Source organism: Methanosphaera sp. (genome assembly GCF_022768985.1).
Lineage (GTDB): Archaea > Methanobacteriota > Methanobacteria > Methanobacteriales > Methanobacteriaceae > Methanosphaera.
This window is the reverse complement of sequence record NZ_JALEKL010000015.1, coordinates 63,974-82,510: the sequence shown is the minus strand read 5'-3', so window position 1 is coordinate 82,510 and position 18,537 is coordinate 63,974. Positions and strand designations below refer to the sequence as shown.

Below are 18,537 nucleotides of genomic sequence, written 5' to 3'. Positions count from 1 at the left end.
ATGATTAAATTAGTTTAATTTAAGATTTAATCATATTTACCTACTCTTTTTTTTATATTAAAAATTTTATATTTATATTTTATCAGGGTGTATGAATCCTGCACGTATCATGTGATCTGCTATTGTCATGTTACATGCTGCTTCTGCTACTGTTGTTACTCTTGGACAGATACATGGGTCGTGTCGTCCTTCTATTTCTATCTGTGTTGGCTGCATATCTTTTAGATTTACTGTGTTTTGTATTCCACTTACTGATGGTGTTGGTTTTACTGCAATTTTTAGAATTAGTGGCATGCCTGTTGTCATTCCACCAAGTACTCCTCCTGCATTGTTGGTACGTGTTTTTATCATGTCACCATCAAGGTAGATTTCATCGTTCATTTGTCGTCCTGTAAGTGTTGCACATTCAAATCCTACACCTATTTCTACACCTTTTACTGCTCCTATATTCATTAATGCTTTTGCAAGATCTCCATCTATTTTATCAAATACTGGCTGTCCAAGTCCTAGTGGTAGTCCATCTATTATTATTTCTACAATTCCACCTGTACTGTTTCCTTCTTGTTTTAGTTTTAGTATTTCATCTTCCATTTGTTTTGCAACCTCAAGGTCTGCACAGCGTACATTGTTTTTTGTAATGTTTGCTTTTATTTCATTGAGTGTGTATTTGTTTGTATTTTTTATGTTATGTATTTGGGTTACATGTGCTGTGGTTGTAATTCCATAGTTTGCTAGTAGTTTTTTACTTACTGCTCCTCCAATGGTGTGTCCTATTGTTATTCTTCCACTTCCACGTCCTCCACCATTGTAGTTGTAATTTCCAAATTTCTGATTCCAGCATAGATCTCCATGTCCTGCTCTTGGATTGTCACGGAGATTGTCATAGTTTTTACTTCTTTGATCTTTATTTCTTACTATTGCTGCAATTGGTGTTCCATCTGTTTTTCCTTCAAAGATTCCTGATAGTATTTCTACTTGATCTTTTTCATTTCGTGCTGTTGTAATTTTACTTGTTCCTGGTCGTCTTTTATCTAGTTCATCTTGTATATCTTGAGGTGATAGTTCTAATCCTGCTGGACATCCATCTACTATTGCACCTAGTGCTACTCCATGACTTAGTCCAAATGTTGTTACTTTAAATATTTCTCCTGTTGTATTTGCTGCCATTATATCATCATTCCTTCCTATTTAGGTATTTTACTGATTGTTTTATTGATTGTTTGTAGTTTGGTATGTGTTCATCTATAAATTCATTTAATTTTATTATTTCATCTTTTGGTTGGTAGTTATTTTTTGTATATTTTAGTTGTGTTGAATTTATCCAGTCAATTATCCATGTATAGTCTATATCTTCTAGTGGATATATTTCATTTTCAACACGATTATCTTCTATTTTATTTGCACTTGTCATTAAATTAAAGTATTCATCTATAAATTGATTTAAGTATGTGCTTTTTGCAACTATTACATCACATGTTTTTGTGTGTGTAATTTTTATTCCATATTTTCGTCTATATGGTTCAAGAACAATTCTAAGAAGAATGTCCTCTGGTGCATCAGAATCTTTTACATATATTATATCACGTGGTTTTATCTGATTTTTTAGTGTTCTTGATACTTTAATGCAGATCTTCTGAAGTAGTGTTGATCGTATTACATTAATTTCTGGGTATAATTCATGGAATTGTTCCTCTTTTTTTTTTGAAAACTTTGAAAACTTAAGATTATTAATGTATATATTATTTTCATATAAGCTAATATATCGTACATCAACACCTATCTTATTTAATGATTTGATAATTTTTCTTTCATCATCATTCATACTACTTAAATTCCTCTTAGTTTTTTAATCATAGTTGATGTTTCATTTATTGTTAGTTGTCCTGGTGCTGATTTTGAATCAATTGCAGCATATGTAACTGGTGCTCCCATAACAGGTCCTATAATTCTTGTATATGCACCCATGCTATCCATGGAAATTCCAATAAAGTCATCATATCTCATAAGCAACTTGACAATTGTGTATGTATCATCCATACAGTTAGGTTTAAGTGCAACTTTAGCTACATCACCAAACATGTATGCCTTATTTATTATATCTTCTAGAAATTCAATTGATGGTGTTTCTTTGAAGTTATGATAGGATATAATTGTCTTATTTGCAGAATTTACAACTTTTTTAATTAATTCATCACTTGTTGAAAGTTCAACATCAGTATATTCAACAAGATGTGCATTATCTGCAAGAATTTTGATACGTTCATCTTCAGATCCACTATAATGTCCACCTTCAAGTTTTGTCCTATTTGTTAGGATGATCTTTTTATCTGTAATATCACGGACTTCTTCTATAATTTCACCTACAAGTTGTGATGTTACATCATCTATTACATCAACTCTAAGTTCCAAATATTCCAGCACATCAAGATTTGCTGTTTTTATTGTGTTTATAATATCATCTTTTGTTTTTTGAACTATTGATCCACATACTCCAGTTTTAATTATAATCATACTTCCTTTAAATTTTATTATTTAAGCTTTAATATTATATTTCTATATTTTCTTTTATAATTTTTTTAATTTACATAAAATGAATTTAGTTATTTATAATTTAAAATAAATAGAATAATTTAAAATAAATATTATACAACAGAAAGAAAAATTTCAAAAAAATATTAACAAAAAATAAAGGGAGACATAATTACAATGAAAATGGTATGTTTTGGTGTGGACATCTCAGATAATGATGTTTCATGTAGTGATGAATTAATAAAATCAATAAAAGATAGCTTATATAAAATTGAGAAGATGGGAGCAAAATTTGCAAGATTAACAAATATTACAGGTGATGATGTTGTAATTACAGCTGTAATTGAAGATGACACAAAACTTGAAGATGTAAACTATGCAATATATCACCTGCTTTGTGATTGTGCACTAGGATTTGAAGATCTAAATGGAGTTGGAAAAACACCACAAGATGCAGGTGAAGGAATTTCATATACATCAATTGATATTAATGATGCATACCTACCTGATGCTGTAATTGTTGCATTTGACACCTATTGTGGTGAATCATTCGTTGATGATGTGGCAAAACAAGCACTTGATGCAGCATGTGGAATAAGATCTGTTGGAGATAGTGCTATGAGTGTTATTGATGGTAAAATTAAGGAAATTCCAGGTGTTGGATATGTATCATCACAGACAGATGATCCTGTAGTTGTTGTAGCAGTAGAGGATGTTCACCAGGTTGGTGTTGTTGCAGGTGCAATGATGGGAGCAATACTTGGATATAAAAATACATATCTTACAAATCATCATACCCCTGCAAAGGTAATACCAGGAAGTGTAATATTTACAGTTACTGCTCTTCTTAATGGTAATGTTATAGATCTTTCAGATATATTTAATCATAGAATGCAAATATTATAAAAAACCAGTATTTTAATTTTAATAATATTCACTAATAAGTTTTTTTTAATATAAATTTAAAAAACATTAAATTAACTTATGAATGATATTTAGTTTTTATATTAAAAAACATCACATAAAAAGCATAAATTTAATACTAGTCATAAACAAAAATATAATTATTTGATAGAAAGATTATTTTTAAGAATAAATAATTACTTATGAAAAATAAATATATATTGGAGATAAAACAGTGATATTATTAGATGAGGACACATCTATTGTTGTCCAAGGAATAACTGGAAAACAAGGTAGATTTCATACAGAAAAAATGTTGGAATACAATACAAATATTGTAGCAGGAACAAGCCCAGGAAAAGCTGGTCAAGAAGTATGTGGAATTCCTGTATACAACACAATTGAAGAAGTAAAAAGATACCATCCAGAAGTAAATGCAAGTATCTTATTTATACCAGCACCATTTGTAAAAGATGCTGCTTTTGAAGCAATTAGTGAATTAGATCTTGTTATTATTATCACAGAACACATCCCTATACATGATTCAATGGAAATTGTTGAATTTGCAAAAGAAAACGGAACTGTTGTAATCGGACCTAATACTCCTGGAGTTATTACACCAGGTGTAGGAAAAATAGGAATTATGCCAACACACATATTTGCAGAAGGAAATGTTGGTCTTGTATCAAGAAGTGGAACATTAACATATGAAGTAGCACGTGAACTTCAAAGTGAAGGATATGGAATTAGTACAGCAATAGGTATTGGTGGAGACCCAATTACAGGACAAAACTTCATTGATATAATGAAAAAATTTGAAAAAGATCCAAAAACTGAATATATTGTAATGCTTGGAGAAATCGGAGGAATTGCAGAAGTAAAAGCTGCAAAATTTGCACAAGAAAACATATCAAAACCTATAATTTCATTCATTGCAGGAGTATCAGCACCACAAGGAAAACGTATGGGACACGCTGGTGCTATTATTGAAGGTACAGATGGATCAGCACAAAACAAAAAAGAACTTCTTAAAAGCTATGGAGCACATGTTGCAGATAAACCATCAGATATAACAAAAATACTTGATGATTTATAGAATCATAGTAGAAATTAATTCACCACCCCCTTACTTTTATCTTTTTTTATATACAATGAAAAATTAAAATTATTATACACTTAGATGTAATTTATAATAAATCTTATCTTTTATAAATAATAAAACTAGTAACTAGATGAAAAGATTTATTGATTAAATAAAAGGGATGTAAATAGTTATGGACTTAACACATGATGAAATTCTGGAAAAACTTTCAAATGGTGAAATAAGACTCTTTGAAATAGAAAAGTATACAAAAACAGCAAATGAAGCAGCAGATATTAGACGTGAATTTATTGAAAATGAGTCAGGTGTAAAACTTGAACATATTTCAAAATATTCAATAGATATGACAGATACAGCAAAGAAAAATATTGAAAATCCAATAGGTACAGTACAAATACCTGTTGGTGTTGTAGGACCTCTTGTTGTTAACTGTGATGATGATGAGGATATTAATACATATGTTCCTATGGCAACAACAGAAGGTGCACTTCTTGCTAGTGTAAATCGTGGATGTTCTGCAATTCGTAAAGCTGGTGGATGTAATGTGTCAATTCTTGCAAATCAGATGACACGTGCACCTGTTATTAAGACAAAATCAACAAAGGATGCAGCAAAGCTTAAAAGATGGATTAATGAACATTTCAATGAAATTAAAAAAGTTGCAGAAACAACAACAAGTCATGGAAAACTACTAAAAATTGATCCTATTGCAATTGTTGGACGATATGCATATCCTCGTTTTGTATATGATTCTGGTGATAGTATGGGTATGAACATGGTTACTATTGCTACTGAAAAAGCACTTGAATTTATTGAAGGTGAAAATGATATTGATGTCATAGCACTTAGTGGTAATTTCTGTGTTGATAAAAAGCCTGCAGCTGTAAATATGATTGAAGGTCGTGGAAAGAGTGTTGTTGCAGAGGTTGTAATACCAAAAGAAATAGTTGAAAAAACACTTAAAACTACAACTGAGGAAATTGTTGAAGTTAATTATTCTAAAAACTTGTTAGGTTCTGCTATTGCTGGAAGTTATGGATATAATGCACATTTTGCAAATATGGTTGCAGCACTTTTTATTGCTACAGGACAGGATCCTGCACATGTAACTGAAGCATCACTTGGAATAACTACAGCTGAAAATGATGATGGAGATTTATATTTCAGTGTTACACTTCCTGATCTTCCTGTTGCAACAGTTGGTGGAGGTACAAGACTTGAAACTGCTAGTGAATCATTAAATCTTATTGGTGCTAAGGGTTCAGGAAAGGTTGAAAGATTTGCATCTATTGTTGCAGGTATTGTTCTTGCCGGGGAACTTTCACTTATTGGTGCTCTTGCTGCAGGACATCTTGCATCTGCACATCAAAAATTAGGTCGATAAATTGCTTAATTTGATATAAAAAAATAATAATATTAAATTATAGATATGAGTATGATATACTATGAAGGTAACAATAAAACAATTTATTAAAGATTACATAGGTATGAGCAGATATATTGCTCTTGGATCACTTGATGGAATACTTACAGTTATGAGTATTTCACTTACAGCTGCAGTTGCTGGAATTGCAGCAAATGGTAATGTTGCTCCAATAACAGTTGGAATTACAGGATTAAGTGGAGGTATTGCTCTTGCTTTATCTAATGGTTTTGGATCATATATTGGAGAACATGCAGAAGAAGAACGTACAATTCGTGACTTGGAAAGTCAAATGCTTCTAAGTGAACGTGAACTTGATGATACAATTATTAAAGAAGATGCAACATATAGGGTAAATCTTAGTATGGTAACACATGGAAGTGCAAGTTTTCTTGGATCATTTATTCCATCAATACCATTTTTTATAATGGGAAATATCTATGATGCAGTTATATCAACACTTATCATCTGTTTTGTTCTTTTATCTGTTCTTGGTGCATACCTTGGACATATATCAAAAGAAAGTATGAAAAAGACAGCTGGTCAAATTGTAAGTATTGGTATTGTAATTGTAATTTTAAGTTTCCTTATGGGAGGAGGACACGGATAAAGTAAATTCTTTTTTACTCCCTTTTTTTTATTATTTTTTTTATTAGATGAAAAAATATAATCTAATTTTTTAAAATAGAAAATCTATATTTTCAGGTGATAATATGCTATATAAATATCATGTAGTTTTACTTAAAGATGATGTAATAATAACAGATAAATACTATAAAGCTGATGAAAAACCAGATAATGATGAATATAAAAAGCTAATAAGTCAAACTGGTGCAGATGAAGTAGTATTAAATACAATAGATGATGATCCACTTAACTCTATAATTAAAGAAACAATTGACATAGAAAACTTATAAACTAAACAATAATTAAAACTTTAATTTAATCCCCTTATTTTATATAATCTTAATTTCATTCTCTTTTTTTAGAAAAATAATCCATTAAATTACAAAATTTGAATATACTTCTACTTTCCATATATAATATTAAAACTAATAATAATAAGGGAGGTGAAATGTGTTATGCGAATTAATTCAAAAACAATAGCAGCACTTGCATCAGTTCTTTCATTAATACTTACTATTATAATGTTTGGTTATTCAGTAGAATTTAATGGATATACCTATTTTGGATACTTATATGCTGTAAAATATTGTTTACTTGCACTTTTTGCAGCAATTATGGGTGTTATTGGTATTTGGCTTTCTAAAGATAATGTATTTAAAGCTATATCAATGTATCTTATCTCAGCTTTTACACTTTTTGATGGATCATATTATGGTATAGGTGCAATTATTGTATTTATTGTTGCAGCTGTTTTTGCATACAAAGAAAACCAAAATATTACAACAAATAATGTTACAACAGCTAATACTACTACAAATAATATGGATGAAAAAGAATCTTCTTCATTTGAAAATTATGATAAGCTTCAAAAACAAGAATTAGATAATAAAAGTTTATGGTTTATACCAGTATTTTGTCTTATAATGGTTATTATTATGATGGTTGTTCCTATGACAACTTATGATGTAAATTATTCAACTTATTCATCATATGATAATTCAAATTACTATGATAATTCAAGTTATTCTAATACTTCTAATTATTCATATGCAAATAATACAACAGAAAATTCTACATTATCAAATTCAACAATTCAGATGAGTGATATTTCAGTTGTTCATAAATCATATACTATGTATGATTTTAAATGCGATCTTGTTCCTTTAGCTGATTATTCATATCTTACAATAGGTGTTATGTTATATGATAGTAGTGGTGCACTTATTAGTACTAATGGTTACATATGGGCTATGGATAATCCTGAGGCAAATCAAACTATCAGAGTTTCTGGTAATGTTTTCACATCAGATTCTGATTATACACCAACACGTGCTGAGGTTTATGTATATACAAGTGCTCTTGATAAGAAAGATCCATCTAATGCTATTTATCATGAAACAGTAAATCTGTAGATTAATCAATTCCCCTTCTTTTTTACTTTTTTTAAAAATTTTACTTTATTATATTTTAAAATATAGATTTATTATATAAAGAATTAATTTAAAGGGAGGTTTAGTTATTTATGCGTGATATTTCAAAAATTGCTGCACTTATTATGTGTGTTGTTGGTGTTGGTTTGTCATTGCTTGGTCCTTTTGTTCGTATTTCATATTATGGTGGTTATATTCAGCTTGGTATGTTTATTTTAGCTTTAATTATTTTCACATCATCTATTGCAAATATTATTGGTGTATGGCTTGATAGATATGATAAGTTAAAAGCATCTGTTATGTATGCTATTTCTGCATTTGGTGTTTTAATTGGTCTTCAGATTATGGGATTGGGTAATTTTGGTATTGTTTATTTTATTATTTTAATTATTATTGCAACATATAATTATAGTCATAAAAGTCAGCCAACAGTTAGTGTTGAAAATTCATTTAGTAATGCTGAAAATTTAAATTCATCTTGTGATGATGTTAGGTTATGGTTTGTTCCATTGGCTTTTATTGTTATTATTTATGTGTTGTGTTTATCTTTTTATATGACACCATACTTCTAAAAATATTATCTTAATTTAATCTTCTTTTTTTCTTTTTTTAGAGTTTATATTTCTTTATTTTTAATTTTAGGTGATTAAATAAGGCTTAAAAAAACTTTTATTTAATCAATTAGATTTCTTTTAACTAATACTTTAGCTTTTTTTAGTAGAATTTAAGCGATTAAATACATTTAATTATTTATATTATGAAGTTTATATTATCACATAACAAAGAAAATTAATTTAATAATTGAGGTGAAAAGAGTTATGAAATTTAATTCAAAAGCATTAGCTATTATTATGATTATGGCAGTATCACTTATTGCAACATCAGTTGTATTTGCAGAACCTACAAACAACAACCCTGACCTTGATGTTCAAGATATACAGATAACATCACAGGGATATTCAATGTATGATGTAAGCTGTACAATTACACCTAAGAAATCATTCAGCTACCTTGGAATTGAAGTAACATTCTATGACAGTTCAAATGCAGTTATTGGTAAAAGTCCACTAGTATGGAATATGAACAATCCAACAGCTAATGAAGCAATAAAAGCTTCAGGTACAGCTACAACAGATAGTGATAGTTCAACACCAGCACGTGCTGAAGTATACATATATGACAGTGCATTTGGATCAGATCCTAACGATGCTATTTATCATGAAACCGTAAATATGACAGGATAAGATATAAAAACAATTTTTAACCTAAAAATTTATAGGTTAAAATTTCATATTTTATTCTTTTAAAAATAAACTCTCCACCCCCTTATAAAAGATAATTCTCTAATTTTCTATTTTTCTAAAAAAAATTATAGTAATATTTTATTTTATTTAAATTCCATAAATAATTACTATATAAAATAAAATCATATTTTGGAGGTGAAAAAATGAATATGAAGCTTAACTCAATTTTAGCTATAATTGCATCTGTTGTTGGTCTTATCTTTGGAGTTTCAACATTTCTAGAAGTATTTAATTTATCAATTAAAATAACTCCTGTTGGAATGCTTATTGGTATTATTTCAATTATTGCAGGTATTGTTGGTATCTGGCTTTTTACTCAGGATCACATCAAGGCTATGGTTATGTATGTCCTTGCAGGTGTTGGATCAATACTTGGTATGGGAATTTATGGTATTGCATCATGTTTAATATTTTTAATTGCTGCAATTGTTGCATATACAGAACGTGATGAAGCAAATGAAGTAAATGAAGATAGTGATGTTAATGTATTTGAATATAATGCTCAAATGCAACAACCACAAATGAAGGCTAAAGACAACAATTTATGGCTTATTCCATGTGCATTTGTTATAATATTAATTGTTCTTGTTGTAGCATCAGCTATGAGTGCTCCTGCTGAGGAAGTTCCTCCACTTAATGTTACAAATCTTACTGTAGAACATGATGCTCTTAGTATGTATAATGTTAGTTGTAATGTAGTACCACTTAAAAATTACACATACCTTGAAATGGCTGTTGTTTTCTATGATAGTTCAAATTCTGTTATTGGTCAAAGTACCCTTGTATGGAATATGAACAATCCTGCAATTAACCAGACAATAAAAGCTGCAGGTACGGCTTTAACAAATGATCAAAATGCAAAACCTGCACGTGCTGAGGTTTACTTCTTTGATGAAGCATTTAGTGGTGCAAATCCTGAAAAGGCAATTTATAATCAGACAGTTAATATGACAACTTAAACCTATAATGTTAGGTTTAATTTTTTTCTTTACTTTTTTTTATAAAATCTAATTTTTTAATAATCTAATTTTTTTATAAATTTTCTATAAAAGTTGAATTATAGTGGTTTATTTAGAATTTTACATGCTAAAATATATATACAACTAAATAGATAGATAATTTTACGTATATATTAGTTTAGTTGTCTTTAAAATTTAACTAGACATAAAAGTTTTTTTCAACTATATTTTTAGCTTTTATATGTCTAATAGTAAAAATAAAATATCATTTCCCACTACTAATGATATTAACATGACTATCTTATACGTTACTTATTTGATTATACAGGAAACAAAAGTAGTTTTTAATTTTTTTACTACTTTTATTTTTATTCTTTTTTTAAAAATTGATTTTGAACTTATTTTTAAAATTTTCTTATATAAATATTATGGATAACTTTATTAAGGAATATAAATATATATTAATAATGTTATAGTGATTTATATTAGTTTGTCTGAATACTAAATTAATGATAACTTAATGCACGCCAAGTTATCTTAATTTAATACAAAATTAAATATAATATTTTAAATCACCACTTAAATTATTATAAAAAGGGAAAAATAATTTTACTAATATATGATAATACTATACGAAAAATAAAAACCATTTTTTTTGATATATATAGGAAAAAAGATAAGTATCTGATCCATGCTTATTTTTTTTCTTTTCTTGACTTAAAACTAATTTTTAAAATATTACACAAATTTAAACTACTTCCTAAAAATATGATGCTATTTTTTTAAATTAAAATTAATTTCTAAAAATATCTTCTTAAAATAAAACTTTAAATTACTATTTTTAAGTAGATATTCGATTAAATTAAATATTAAATAAATTAATTTATTTTTAATGTAACATTTATATAATAACATAACTTAATATTATAATTAGTATAGTAATTATGTTAGAATAAATTCAAATATAAAAAAGATTATTAAATCAAATAGAAGTTTTTTCACTATATTTTTTTAACTTCTAAAAAAAATTTACTTTATTAAATTATTAAATTATTAAAATTAGATAAAATTAGATAAGTATAGAGTGTCTATTTTTTTCCCACTACTTTAGTAGATACTCAACATTTGGATTTACTAACAGCTAAAATGTTGCTATACCCCACTTATTTGATTTCAAAAAGGACTCTTTAGTAGTATTATTAATTTAATACTACTAATGTTTTTTTTTAAATATAACACTATTTTTTTAACTATATAACTACAATAAAAAAAATATAATACACTTTTTATTATCCAGATAATTTTTAAACTAAATTAAAATAATACCACCTATTTTTTAGAGATAATTTTATTCAAATTAATAATAAAAAATATTATCTATAAAATAAATAACTATTAAATAGATAATAAAATTTTTAAAAGTACTCAGTTAAATTTAGAAGTTTAAAATTGTCCTAAATTCTATAATTTCAACTAAAAAGTTATAAAATTAATGATAATTTAATAAAAACAATACAATTGATGTACTATAAAATTTAATTTGATAGGAGTTATTTTAAACATGATGAGATGTATTTCTTGTGGAAAAGAATATGACGATGACGAAATAGTATATACATGTGAATGCGGTTCTATCTTAGAAGTAGAAGTAGAACCAAAAGACATACCACGTGAAACATTTGACTGCAGACGTGACAACATATGGAAATATAAAGAATATTTACCAGTAAACTATGAAAACAGAGTAAGTCTTGATGAAGGTGGAACACCATTTTGTAAATGTGACAAAATTGGTGATGAGTTAGGAATTGACTTATATGTTAAAGTAGAAGGATCAAACCCTACAGGAAGTTTCAAAGATCGTGGAATGAGTGTAGGAACAACAAAAGCTGTAGATCTTGGTGTTGGAATGGTAGGATGTGCATCAACAGGAAACACATCAGCATCACTTTCAGCATATGCAGCACGTGCAGGACTTAAATGTGCAGTAGTACTTCCATCAGGAAAAGTAGCACTAGGAAAACTTGCACAGGCAATGTTCCATGGAGCAAAAGTATTTTCAATTGATGGAAACTTTGATGATGCTCTTAAAACAATCACAGAACTTGCACTTGAAGGAGAATTATACCTCCTAAATTCAATAAACCCATTCCGTCTTGAAGGACAAAAAACTATTGGATATGAAATTGTACATGATCTTAAATGGCAATCACCTGATAGAATTATCTTACCTGTAGGTAATGCTGGAAACATATCAGCTATCTGGAAAGGTATTACAGAATTTAGAGATGCAGGATACATCAAAGATACACCAAAAATGACAGGTATTCAAGCAGAAAACAGTGCACCTATTGCAAATGCAGTACGTGAAGGAAGAGATACAGTAACACCTGTAGAAAATCCTGATACAATAGCAACAGCTATCAGAATTGGAGCTCCTGTAAGTTCTGTAAAAGCAATGCGTGCAATTAAAGAATCTGATGGTACTGCTGAAACTGTATCTGATGATGAAATTCTTTCAGCACAAATGTATCTTGCAAGAACAGAAGGTATTGGTGTTGAACCTGCTAGTGCAGCATCAATTGCTGGAGTTAAAAAACTTGTAGAAAATGGTGAAATTGAAAAAGGAGAACGTGTTGTATGTGTTGTAACAGGTCACGTACTTAAAGATCCTAACGTTGCAATCGATGCATGTGAAGAACCTACAGCTGTTTCATCAGATCCTGCTGATATAAGAAACATCTTAAAAACAATTTAAGTAATCTGGGAATTTTAACCTAGAAATACTTTTCTTTTATTTTTTTTTAAAAAAATAAATTATTTAATATAATTTTTCTATTTTAGGGGAGCAGATTTATTTATGATGATTATAATTACTGGAACACCAGGTGTTGGAAAAAGTAGTGTTAGTGAATATCTTAAAGATAAACTAGTAGATGATAAATTTATATCAATTAACAGTCTTCTTGAAGATTATGATCTTAACTTAGGTGTAGATGAAGTACGTGGATATAAAATTGTTGATGTAGAATCTATGATACCTATTGTTGATAAGATAAAACATGAAAATAATGAGCATAACATCTTCTTTGAAGGACATCTTGCACAGGACTATCCTGGTGCTGATATTGTAATTATTCTTAGATGTGATCCTATGATACTTAAAGAACGTCTTGATGCAAGAGGATGGAAAGACGTAAAAGTTCATGAAAATGTATCTGCTGAAATTCTTGGAATATGTTCACAGGAAAGCTATGATACATATGGTGATATAATCCAGGAAATTGACACAACTAATATGTCAATTAGTGAAGTTGGAGATACAATTGTTGATATTATCAATGATAAAGTTAAATATAGCTTTGGTGATGTTGATTTTCTAAGTAAATACTTCACATATCTTGACTAAGTTAATTATAAAACTTAATATTTATATTTTTTTTAAAAAATAACAAAAAACATACTCTCCTTATAACTTTACTAAAGTATTATTTTAATAAAGTTAAATCTTTTTTTAAAAAACACCCCTTAAAACATAACATATTTAAAGGATGTTTTATATAAATTATATTATTATTCTTAAGTTACTATCTAGATTTTATGTATTATTTCATAATTTCATTCCTTGCACTTAAGAAGAATATTTCTATATTTTTTAGAGGATTAGATAATTTGAGTCGAAGAAAACGCCCTAACTGGATAAATACAATTGCACAAGAAAGAATGCAAATACTATTTCAACAAGCAGAAGAGCAGTTTTCCGAACACCCAGAGAGATCTGATCGTTATGTTAAGTTAACTCGTAATATCTCTACAAAATATAATATACCATTACCTGATTATTGGCGAGGAAGGTTTTGTAAAAATTGTAATAAATTCCTAAAAGTGGGAATTAACTTAAGAGTAAGACTTTCAGATAACAATACCATATCAAGAAAATGTCTTGAATGTGGAAATGTAGAGAAAGTTCCATATACTCATAAGAAATAATCTAGATAAAATTTTAACTTCTTTTAATAACAATATTAAAAAGAAAAAATAATTATTTTAACGAGATGATAATTTGAGCAAACTCCAGAGTAGAAAAGAAATAATGAGAAATTCTTTAAATGCAATTGAAATTAACATTGGAAAAAATGGTGTTAATGACAATGTAATTGAAGAAATTAAACGTCAATTAAAAAATCAGGAAATTATTAAAATACGCTTCACACGTAGCATATCATTTAATAAAGATGAATTTCTTGAAGAAATCACAAAAGCTACAAAAGCTAAATTAATTGATGTTCGTGGTAATGTTGCTGTATTATATAAGAGAAAATAAAAAAAATCTCTAAAAAATTTTAGAACAACACAAAACTTAAAAAAAATTTATATAAACATAATAGGAGGCAAATTAAACCATGACAACAGCATATGATGTACCTGCTGAAAGTTTAATTACCGAAGTAAGTAAAGATTTAAAAGAAAACGATAAGATAATTGTACCTGATTGGGCAAGATTTGTTAAAACAGGTGTACACAAAGAACGTAGACCAGAAAACCCTGATTGGTGGTTTGTAAGAGCAGCAACACTACTTAGAAGAATCTATGTAGATGGTCCTGTAGGAATAATGAGATTACAAACAAAATACGGTGGCAACAAAGACAGAGGAACAAACCCTGAAAAATTCAAAAGAGGAAGCGGATCCATCATAAGAGTAGCTCTTCAACAATTAGAAGATGCAGGATACGTAGCTAAAACTGAAAGAGGAAGAGTTGTTACACCAGAAGGACAATCATACCTCGATAACAAAGCAGCAGAAATTGCAAAAGATATTCCTGAATTATCCAAATACTAAGTAATTTCTTTAATTTAGAGATATGAAAATTTAATAGAAGGGAGTTATATCTATGAGTGAACTTGACGAAATTAGACGTAAAAGAATGCAACAGCTACAACAACAGCAACAAATGGCTGCTGCACAACAAGGAGCTTCAATTGAGCAAATGCAACAAGAAGAAGCTAGAAAACAACAGTTTGAACAGGAAAAGAAAAATGCTTTAAGACAAATTATGTCGCCTGAAGCACGTCAAAGACTCGCAAACTTAAGATTAACTAAACCAGAACTAGTAAATGGTATTGAAATGCAGTTAATTAGTTTAGCTCAAGCTGGACGTTTACAAATCCCTGTAACTGATGCTACATTAAAGCAGATACTTAAAGAAACAATGGGAAGTAAACGTGAAATTCATATCACAAGAAAATAAGGAAAACTTACTTTAGAATTTCTTTAATTTAAAAATTAAAAATATAATATTAGTGAGTTTTATATGAAAGCAGCTGTATTATATAGTGGTGGAAAAGATAGTTCGTTAATGGCAACTATTTTAGATAAGTTTGGATATGATGTAGAACTTATCACTATTAACTTTGGATTATTTGATTCATCAATACCAGCAGCAAAGTCAGCAAAAAATCTTGGATTTAAACATAAAGTTATAACATTAAATCGTGAAATTTTAGATGATGCTGTTGATATGATAATTGAAGATAATTTCCCAAACAATGGTATAAATTACATACATCATCAGGCTATTGAGTATGTAGCAGCACAATATGATGTTATTGCTGATGGTACAAGACGTGAAGATAGAATTCCAAAACTTACAATGTCTGAAATTCAAAGTTTAGAAGATCGCTTAGATGTTCAATATCTTAACCTTACAGGTATAGGATATAAGACAGTTAATGATATAAGTGATGAAATCTTTGAACTTGAAAAAAAGGAAAGTGACATCTATAATAGTTCAGACTATGAAATGGAAGTAAGAGTACTTCTAAAACAAAAAGGTTGTAGTATTGATGAGATCTTCCCACAACATATTCAATCAAAAGTTATAGGATGGAAGATAAAATGAGTAGAAATAAAAATTTACCACAAAAAACAAGATTAGCTAAAAAAGGCAAACAAAACAGAAGAGTTCCTATATTTGCTATGATGAAAACATCAAGAAAACTAAGAACTCATCCAAAAGCAAGACAATGGAGAAGAAGCAAAATTAAAGTATAGATTTGCTATCACTTTAATTTAGTAGTTTTAAGATTTTTTATTAAAAACAAATTAATAGGAGTATAATAGTATGGAAAGAATTTACACAATACCTCTTAGAGATGTAAAAAGAGTACCTAGAACAAAAAGGTCACCAAAAGCAATGAGATACATCAGAGAATTCATTCAAAAACACATGAAAGTTGAAGATGTAGTAATTGCAACAGAAGTTAATGAAAAAATTTGGGAAAGAGGACGAGAAAAAATCCCTTCCAAAATTAAAGTTAAAGCTGTAGAAGAAGACGGAACAGTAGAAGTATTATTAGCAGACGAATAGATAAAAAATTTTATTGTATTAAAATAAATTTTTTTTAATTGCTGAATTTAAGATTATTATATTCACTAATATTCTTTATCATAAATTACGAGTTACTAAAGATGTTAGATGAATTAAATGTATTCATGGATCATGGAACTTAATCACTTCCAATTATATGATACTTAAAGGTAAATTCTAATGTTTCTATGAGATGGGCATTAGTTTTTATAGGGATACATATTTTAATAATTTTGGACATTAGATAATATTTCACAGATGAAGTGATAGATATGATACAAAGATTCGATATTGATGGAAATCCAAATTTAGGAGTTTCTATTTTAGCAAAAGATAACATAGCAATAGTTTCACCAGGACTTCAAGAATCTTATGTAAAGACAATTGAAGAAACCTTAGATGTACCAATAATCAAAGCACCAATCTGTGGTAGTAACCTTGCAGGAGCATTAATTGCAGGAAATACTAATAGTCTTCTTGTTTCACAATATATCTTTTCTCATGAACTTGATATCATAAGAAAACATGATGTTAACATAGAAGTTATACCAGATCAATTAACTGCAATAGGAAACGTTGTTGTGGCTAATGATAATGGTGCTATTGTAAATCCAAATTTATCCAGCGAGGCTAAAGAAATTATAAAAAATAGTCTTGATGTAGAAGTAGTAAGTACAACTATAGCAGGTTTGGATATTGTAGGCTCTGCAGTAGCTGCTACAAATAAAGGTGCATTAGTTCATCCTGATGCATCAGAGGAAGAATTAGATCTTATTGAGGACGTATTAGGTGTGCCTGCTGAGATTGGTACAGTTAACCGTGGAGTAAAACTCGTTGGAGCATGTCTTATTGCAAACTCTAACGGAGTTATAGTAGGAAATAAAACTACAGGTCCAGAACTAGCAAGGATTGATCAAGTATTCAATTTATTTGAGGGATCATTATGAAAACAAAAATATATAGAGTAAAAGGAACATTATTAGATAGTGATAAAGCTAAACCATTTACAAGAGAAATGAAAGCAATCAAAGAAGAAGATATTAAAGAAAAATTATATTCAGAATTTGGTAGTAAACACAGATTAAACAGAGACCAAATTATCTTTGAAGAAATTGCTGAAATTGCACCAGAAGATGTAAAAGACCCTATCGTACAAAACTTATTATAAGCTTATTTGTACATAACATATAAAAAGGGATGTATCAAGATGGAAGATAGACAAAAACTTGAAAAAATGGTTGCAGAATTAAACCAATTACAACAACAAGGGGAAGCAATTGCAAAACAGCTTGAACAATTAAACATGTCTCTTGCTGACATTCGCTCTGCAACTGATGCATTAAAAGGTATTGAAGGTAAAGTTGGTGAAGAAGTACTTCTTCCTATAGGTGCTGGATGCTTTATTGATGCAGAAATTAAAAGTGACGATGTAATTCTTGGTGTAGGTGCAGATGTTGCAATTAAAAAATCAGCACAAGAAACTATTGAAACTTTAACAAAAGAAACAAAAGATGTTGAATCATTAATTAAATCATTAACTGAACAGTTAACAAAAATTAATGAAGTAATTGCAAAACAAAGACCTGAAGCAGAAAGATTAATGCAACAAGCAGAAATGCAACAACAACAAATGCAGCAATAATTCTGTTTCACACTAACCACCTAACCTTTTTTTTATTCTTTTTTAGAAATTTACTTATTTTTAATTATTTTAAATACTTACCTATTTTATTAATGAATTATAAATCTAGTAGTATATTAATAAAATTCCATATAATATATTAATTTTTTGAATATAGTGGAATTTTTGATTAGACAAAAAAATATAATAGGTATGTGAGAATATTGTTTGATTTTATACGAAAAAGACTTAACAAGACAATCAAAGATG

Annotated in this window: 24 protein-coding genes; 21 read left to right on the top strand and 3 right to left on the bottom strand. The window is 28.5% G+C overall.

The window, feature by feature from the left end:
- Positions 1–72: 72 nt before the first annotated feature.
- Genes aroC through aroD form a run of 3 tightly spaced genes read right to left on the bottom strand, consistent with a single transcriptional unit; the run spans position 73 to position 2,511 of the window.
- Complete coding sequence (gene aroC, locus MRZ80_RS07360) at positions 73–1,167, bottom strand: chorismate synthase (protein WP_292537817.1); 1,095 nt, start codon at positions 1,165–1,167, stop codon at positions 73–75.
- A gap of 7 nt (positions 1,168–1,174) precedes the next feature.
- Entirely contained in the window at positions 1,175–1,822 is a 648-nt protein-coding gene (locus MRZ80_RS07355; RefSeq protein ID WP_292537815.1) for a hypothetical protein, read from the bottom strand.
- Positions 1,823–1,827: 5 nt separating this feature from the next.
- Positions 1,828–2,511 (bottom strand): type I 3-dehydroquinate dehydratase, encoded by a 684-nt coding sequence (gene aroD / locus MRZ80_RS07350; protein ID WP_292537813.1) that lies wholly within the window; start codon positions 2,509–2,511, stop codon positions 1,828–1,830.
- A gap of 195 nt (positions 2,512–2,706) precedes the next feature.
- On the opposite strand from aroD, the gene MRZ80_RS07345 reads away from it, so the two are divergent.
- The 21 genes from MRZ80_RS07345 (at position 2,707) to pfdA (ending at position 18,288) form a co-directional block, all read left to right on the top strand.
- Positions 2,707–3,435 carry a hypothetical protein gene (locus tag MRZ80_RS07345; RefSeq protein WP_292537811.1) on the top strand — a complete coding sequence of 243 codons (729 nt, stop codon included), beginning with the start codon at positions 2,707–2,709 and terminating at the stop codon, positions 3,433–3,435.
- Positions 3,436–3,667: 232 nt separating this feature from the next.
- The gene (gene sucD, locus MRZ80_RS07340) at positions 3,668–4,528 is read left to right on the top strand and encodes a succinate--CoA ligase subunit alpha (protein WP_292537809.1); all 861 of its coding nucleotides are present in this window, start codon (positions 3,668–3,670) and stop codon (positions 4,526–4,528) included.
- A 178-nt stretch (positions 4,529–4,706) separates the two neighbouring features.
- Positions 4,707–5,918: a hydroxymethylglutaryl-CoA reductase (NADPH) gene (hmgA, locus tag MRZ80_RS07335; RefSeq protein ID WP_292537807.1), complete on the top strand. Its 1,212-nt coding sequence runs from the start codon at positions 4,707–4,709 to the stop codon at positions 5,916–5,918.
- Positions 5,919–5,979: 61 nt separating this feature from the next.
- Entirely contained in the window at positions 5,980–6,567 is a 588-nt protein-coding gene (locus MRZ80_RS07330; RefSeq protein ID WP_292537805.1) for a VIT1/CCC1 transporter family protein, read from the top strand.
- Between the two features lie 103 nt (positions 6,568–6,670).
- Positions 6,671–6,874: a hypothetical protein gene (locus tag MRZ80_RS07325; protein WP_292537804.1), complete on the top strand. Its 204-nt coding sequence runs from the start codon at positions 6,671–6,673 to the stop codon at positions 6,872–6,874.
- Positions 6,875–7,039: 165 nt separating this feature from the next.
- Positions 7,040–7,996, top strand: coding sequence for a hypothetical protein (locus MRZ80_RS07320; RefSeq protein WP_292537802.1), 957 nt, complete (start codon positions 7,040–7,042; stop codon positions 7,994–7,996).
- A 110-nt stretch (positions 7,997–8,106) separates the two neighbouring features.
- Positions 8,107–8,586, top strand: coding sequence for a hypothetical protein (locus MRZ80_RS07315; protein WP_292537800.1), 480 nt, complete (start codon positions 8,107–8,109; stop codon positions 8,584–8,586).
- Between the two features lie 246 nt (positions 8,587–8,832).
- A complete protein-coding gene (locus MRZ80_RS07310) occupies positions 8,833–9,258 on the top strand; it encodes a hypothetical protein (protein ID WP_292537799.1) in 426 nt (141 codons plus the stop codon).
- A gap of 203 nt (positions 9,259–9,461) precedes the next feature.
- Positions 9,462–10,277: a hypothetical protein gene (locus MRZ80_RS07305; RefSeq protein WP_292537797.1), complete on the top strand. Its 816-nt coding sequence runs from the start codon at positions 9,462–9,464 to the stop codon at positions 10,275–10,277.
- Between the two features lie 1,561 nt (positions 10,278–11,838).
- Positions 11,839–13,035: a threonine synthase gene (thrC, locus tag MRZ80_RS07300; protein ID WP_292537796.1), complete on the top strand. Its 1,197-nt coding sequence runs from the start codon at positions 11,839–11,841 to the stop codon at positions 13,033–13,035.
- A gap of 102 nt (positions 13,036–13,137) precedes the next feature.
- Positions 13,138–13,686: an adenylate kinase family protein gene (locus tag MRZ80_RS07295; protein WP_292537794.1), complete on the top strand. Its 549-nt coding sequence runs from the start codon at positions 13,138–13,140 to the stop codon at positions 13,684–13,686.
- A gap of 263 nt (positions 13,687–13,949) precedes the next feature.
- On the top strand, positions 13,950–14,267 hold the full coding sequence (locus MRZ80_RS07290) for a ribonuclease P protein component 4 (RefSeq protein ID WP_292537792.1): 318 nt from the start codon (positions 13,950–13,952) through the stop codon (positions 14,265–14,267).
- Positions 14,268–14,370: 103 nt separating this feature from the next.
- On the top strand, positions 14,371–14,601 hold the full coding sequence (locus tag MRZ80_RS07285) for a YhbY family RNA-binding protein (protein WP_292537838.1): 231 nt from the start codon (positions 14,371–14,373) through the stop codon (positions 14,599–14,601).
- Positions 14,602–14,680: 79 nt separating this feature from the next.
- The gene (locus MRZ80_RS07280; protein ID WP_292537791.1) at positions 14,681–15,118 is read left to right on the top strand and encodes a 30S ribosomal protein S19e; all 438 of its coding nucleotides are present in this window, start codon (positions 14,681–14,683) and stop codon (positions 15,116–15,118) included.
- 52 nt (positions 15,119–15,170) lie between these two features.
- Positions 15,171–15,527, top strand: a complete 357-nt coding sequence (locus MRZ80_RS07275) for a DNA-binding protein (RefSeq protein WP_292537789.1) — start codon at positions 15,171–15,173, stop codon at positions 15,525–15,527.
- A 63-nt stretch (positions 15,528–15,590) separates the two neighbouring features.
- The gene (locus MRZ80_RS07270; RefSeq protein WP_292537787.1) at positions 15,591–16,178 is read left to right on the top strand and encodes an asparagine synthase-related protein; all 588 of its coding nucleotides are present in this window, start codon (positions 15,591–15,593) and stop codon (positions 16,176–16,178) included.
- A complete protein-coding gene (locus tag MRZ80_RS07265) occupies positions 16,175–16,330 on the top strand; it encodes a 50S ribosomal protein L39e (RefSeq protein ID WP_292537786.1) in 156 nt (51 codons plus the stop codon). The genes MRZ80_RS07270 and MRZ80_RS07265 overlap by 4 nt, the downstream gene beginning before the upstream one ends.
- A 70-nt stretch (positions 16,331–16,400) precedes the next feature.
- Positions 16,401–16,646 (top strand): 50S ribosomal protein L31e, encoded by a 246-nt coding sequence (locus MRZ80_RS07260; protein WP_292537785.1) that lies wholly within the window; start codon positions 16,401–16,403, stop codon positions 16,644–16,646.
- Between the two features lie 272 nt (positions 16,647–16,918).
- Positions 16,919–17,593 carry a translation initiation factor IF-6 gene (locus tag MRZ80_RS07255; RefSeq protein ID WP_292537784.1) on the top strand — a complete coding sequence of 225 codons (675 nt, stop codon included), beginning with the start codon at positions 16,919–16,921 and terminating at the stop codon, positions 17,591–17,593.
- The gene (gene rpl18a / locus MRZ80_RS07250; RefSeq protein WP_292537783.1) at positions 17,590–17,814 is read left to right on the top strand and encodes a 50S ribosomal protein L18Ae; all 225 of its coding nucleotides are present in this window, start codon (positions 17,590–17,592) and stop codon (positions 17,812–17,814) included. Before MRZ80_RS07255 ends, rpl18a begins: the two co-directional genes overlap by 4 nt.
- Before the next feature lie 39 nt (positions 17,815–17,853).
- Positions 17,854–18,288: a prefoldin subunit alpha gene (gene pfdA, locus MRZ80_RS07245; protein ID WP_292537782.1), complete on the top strand. Its 435-nt coding sequence runs from the start codon at positions 17,854–17,856 to the stop codon at positions 18,286–18,288.
- Positions 18,289–18,537 lie beyond the last annotated feature (249 nt).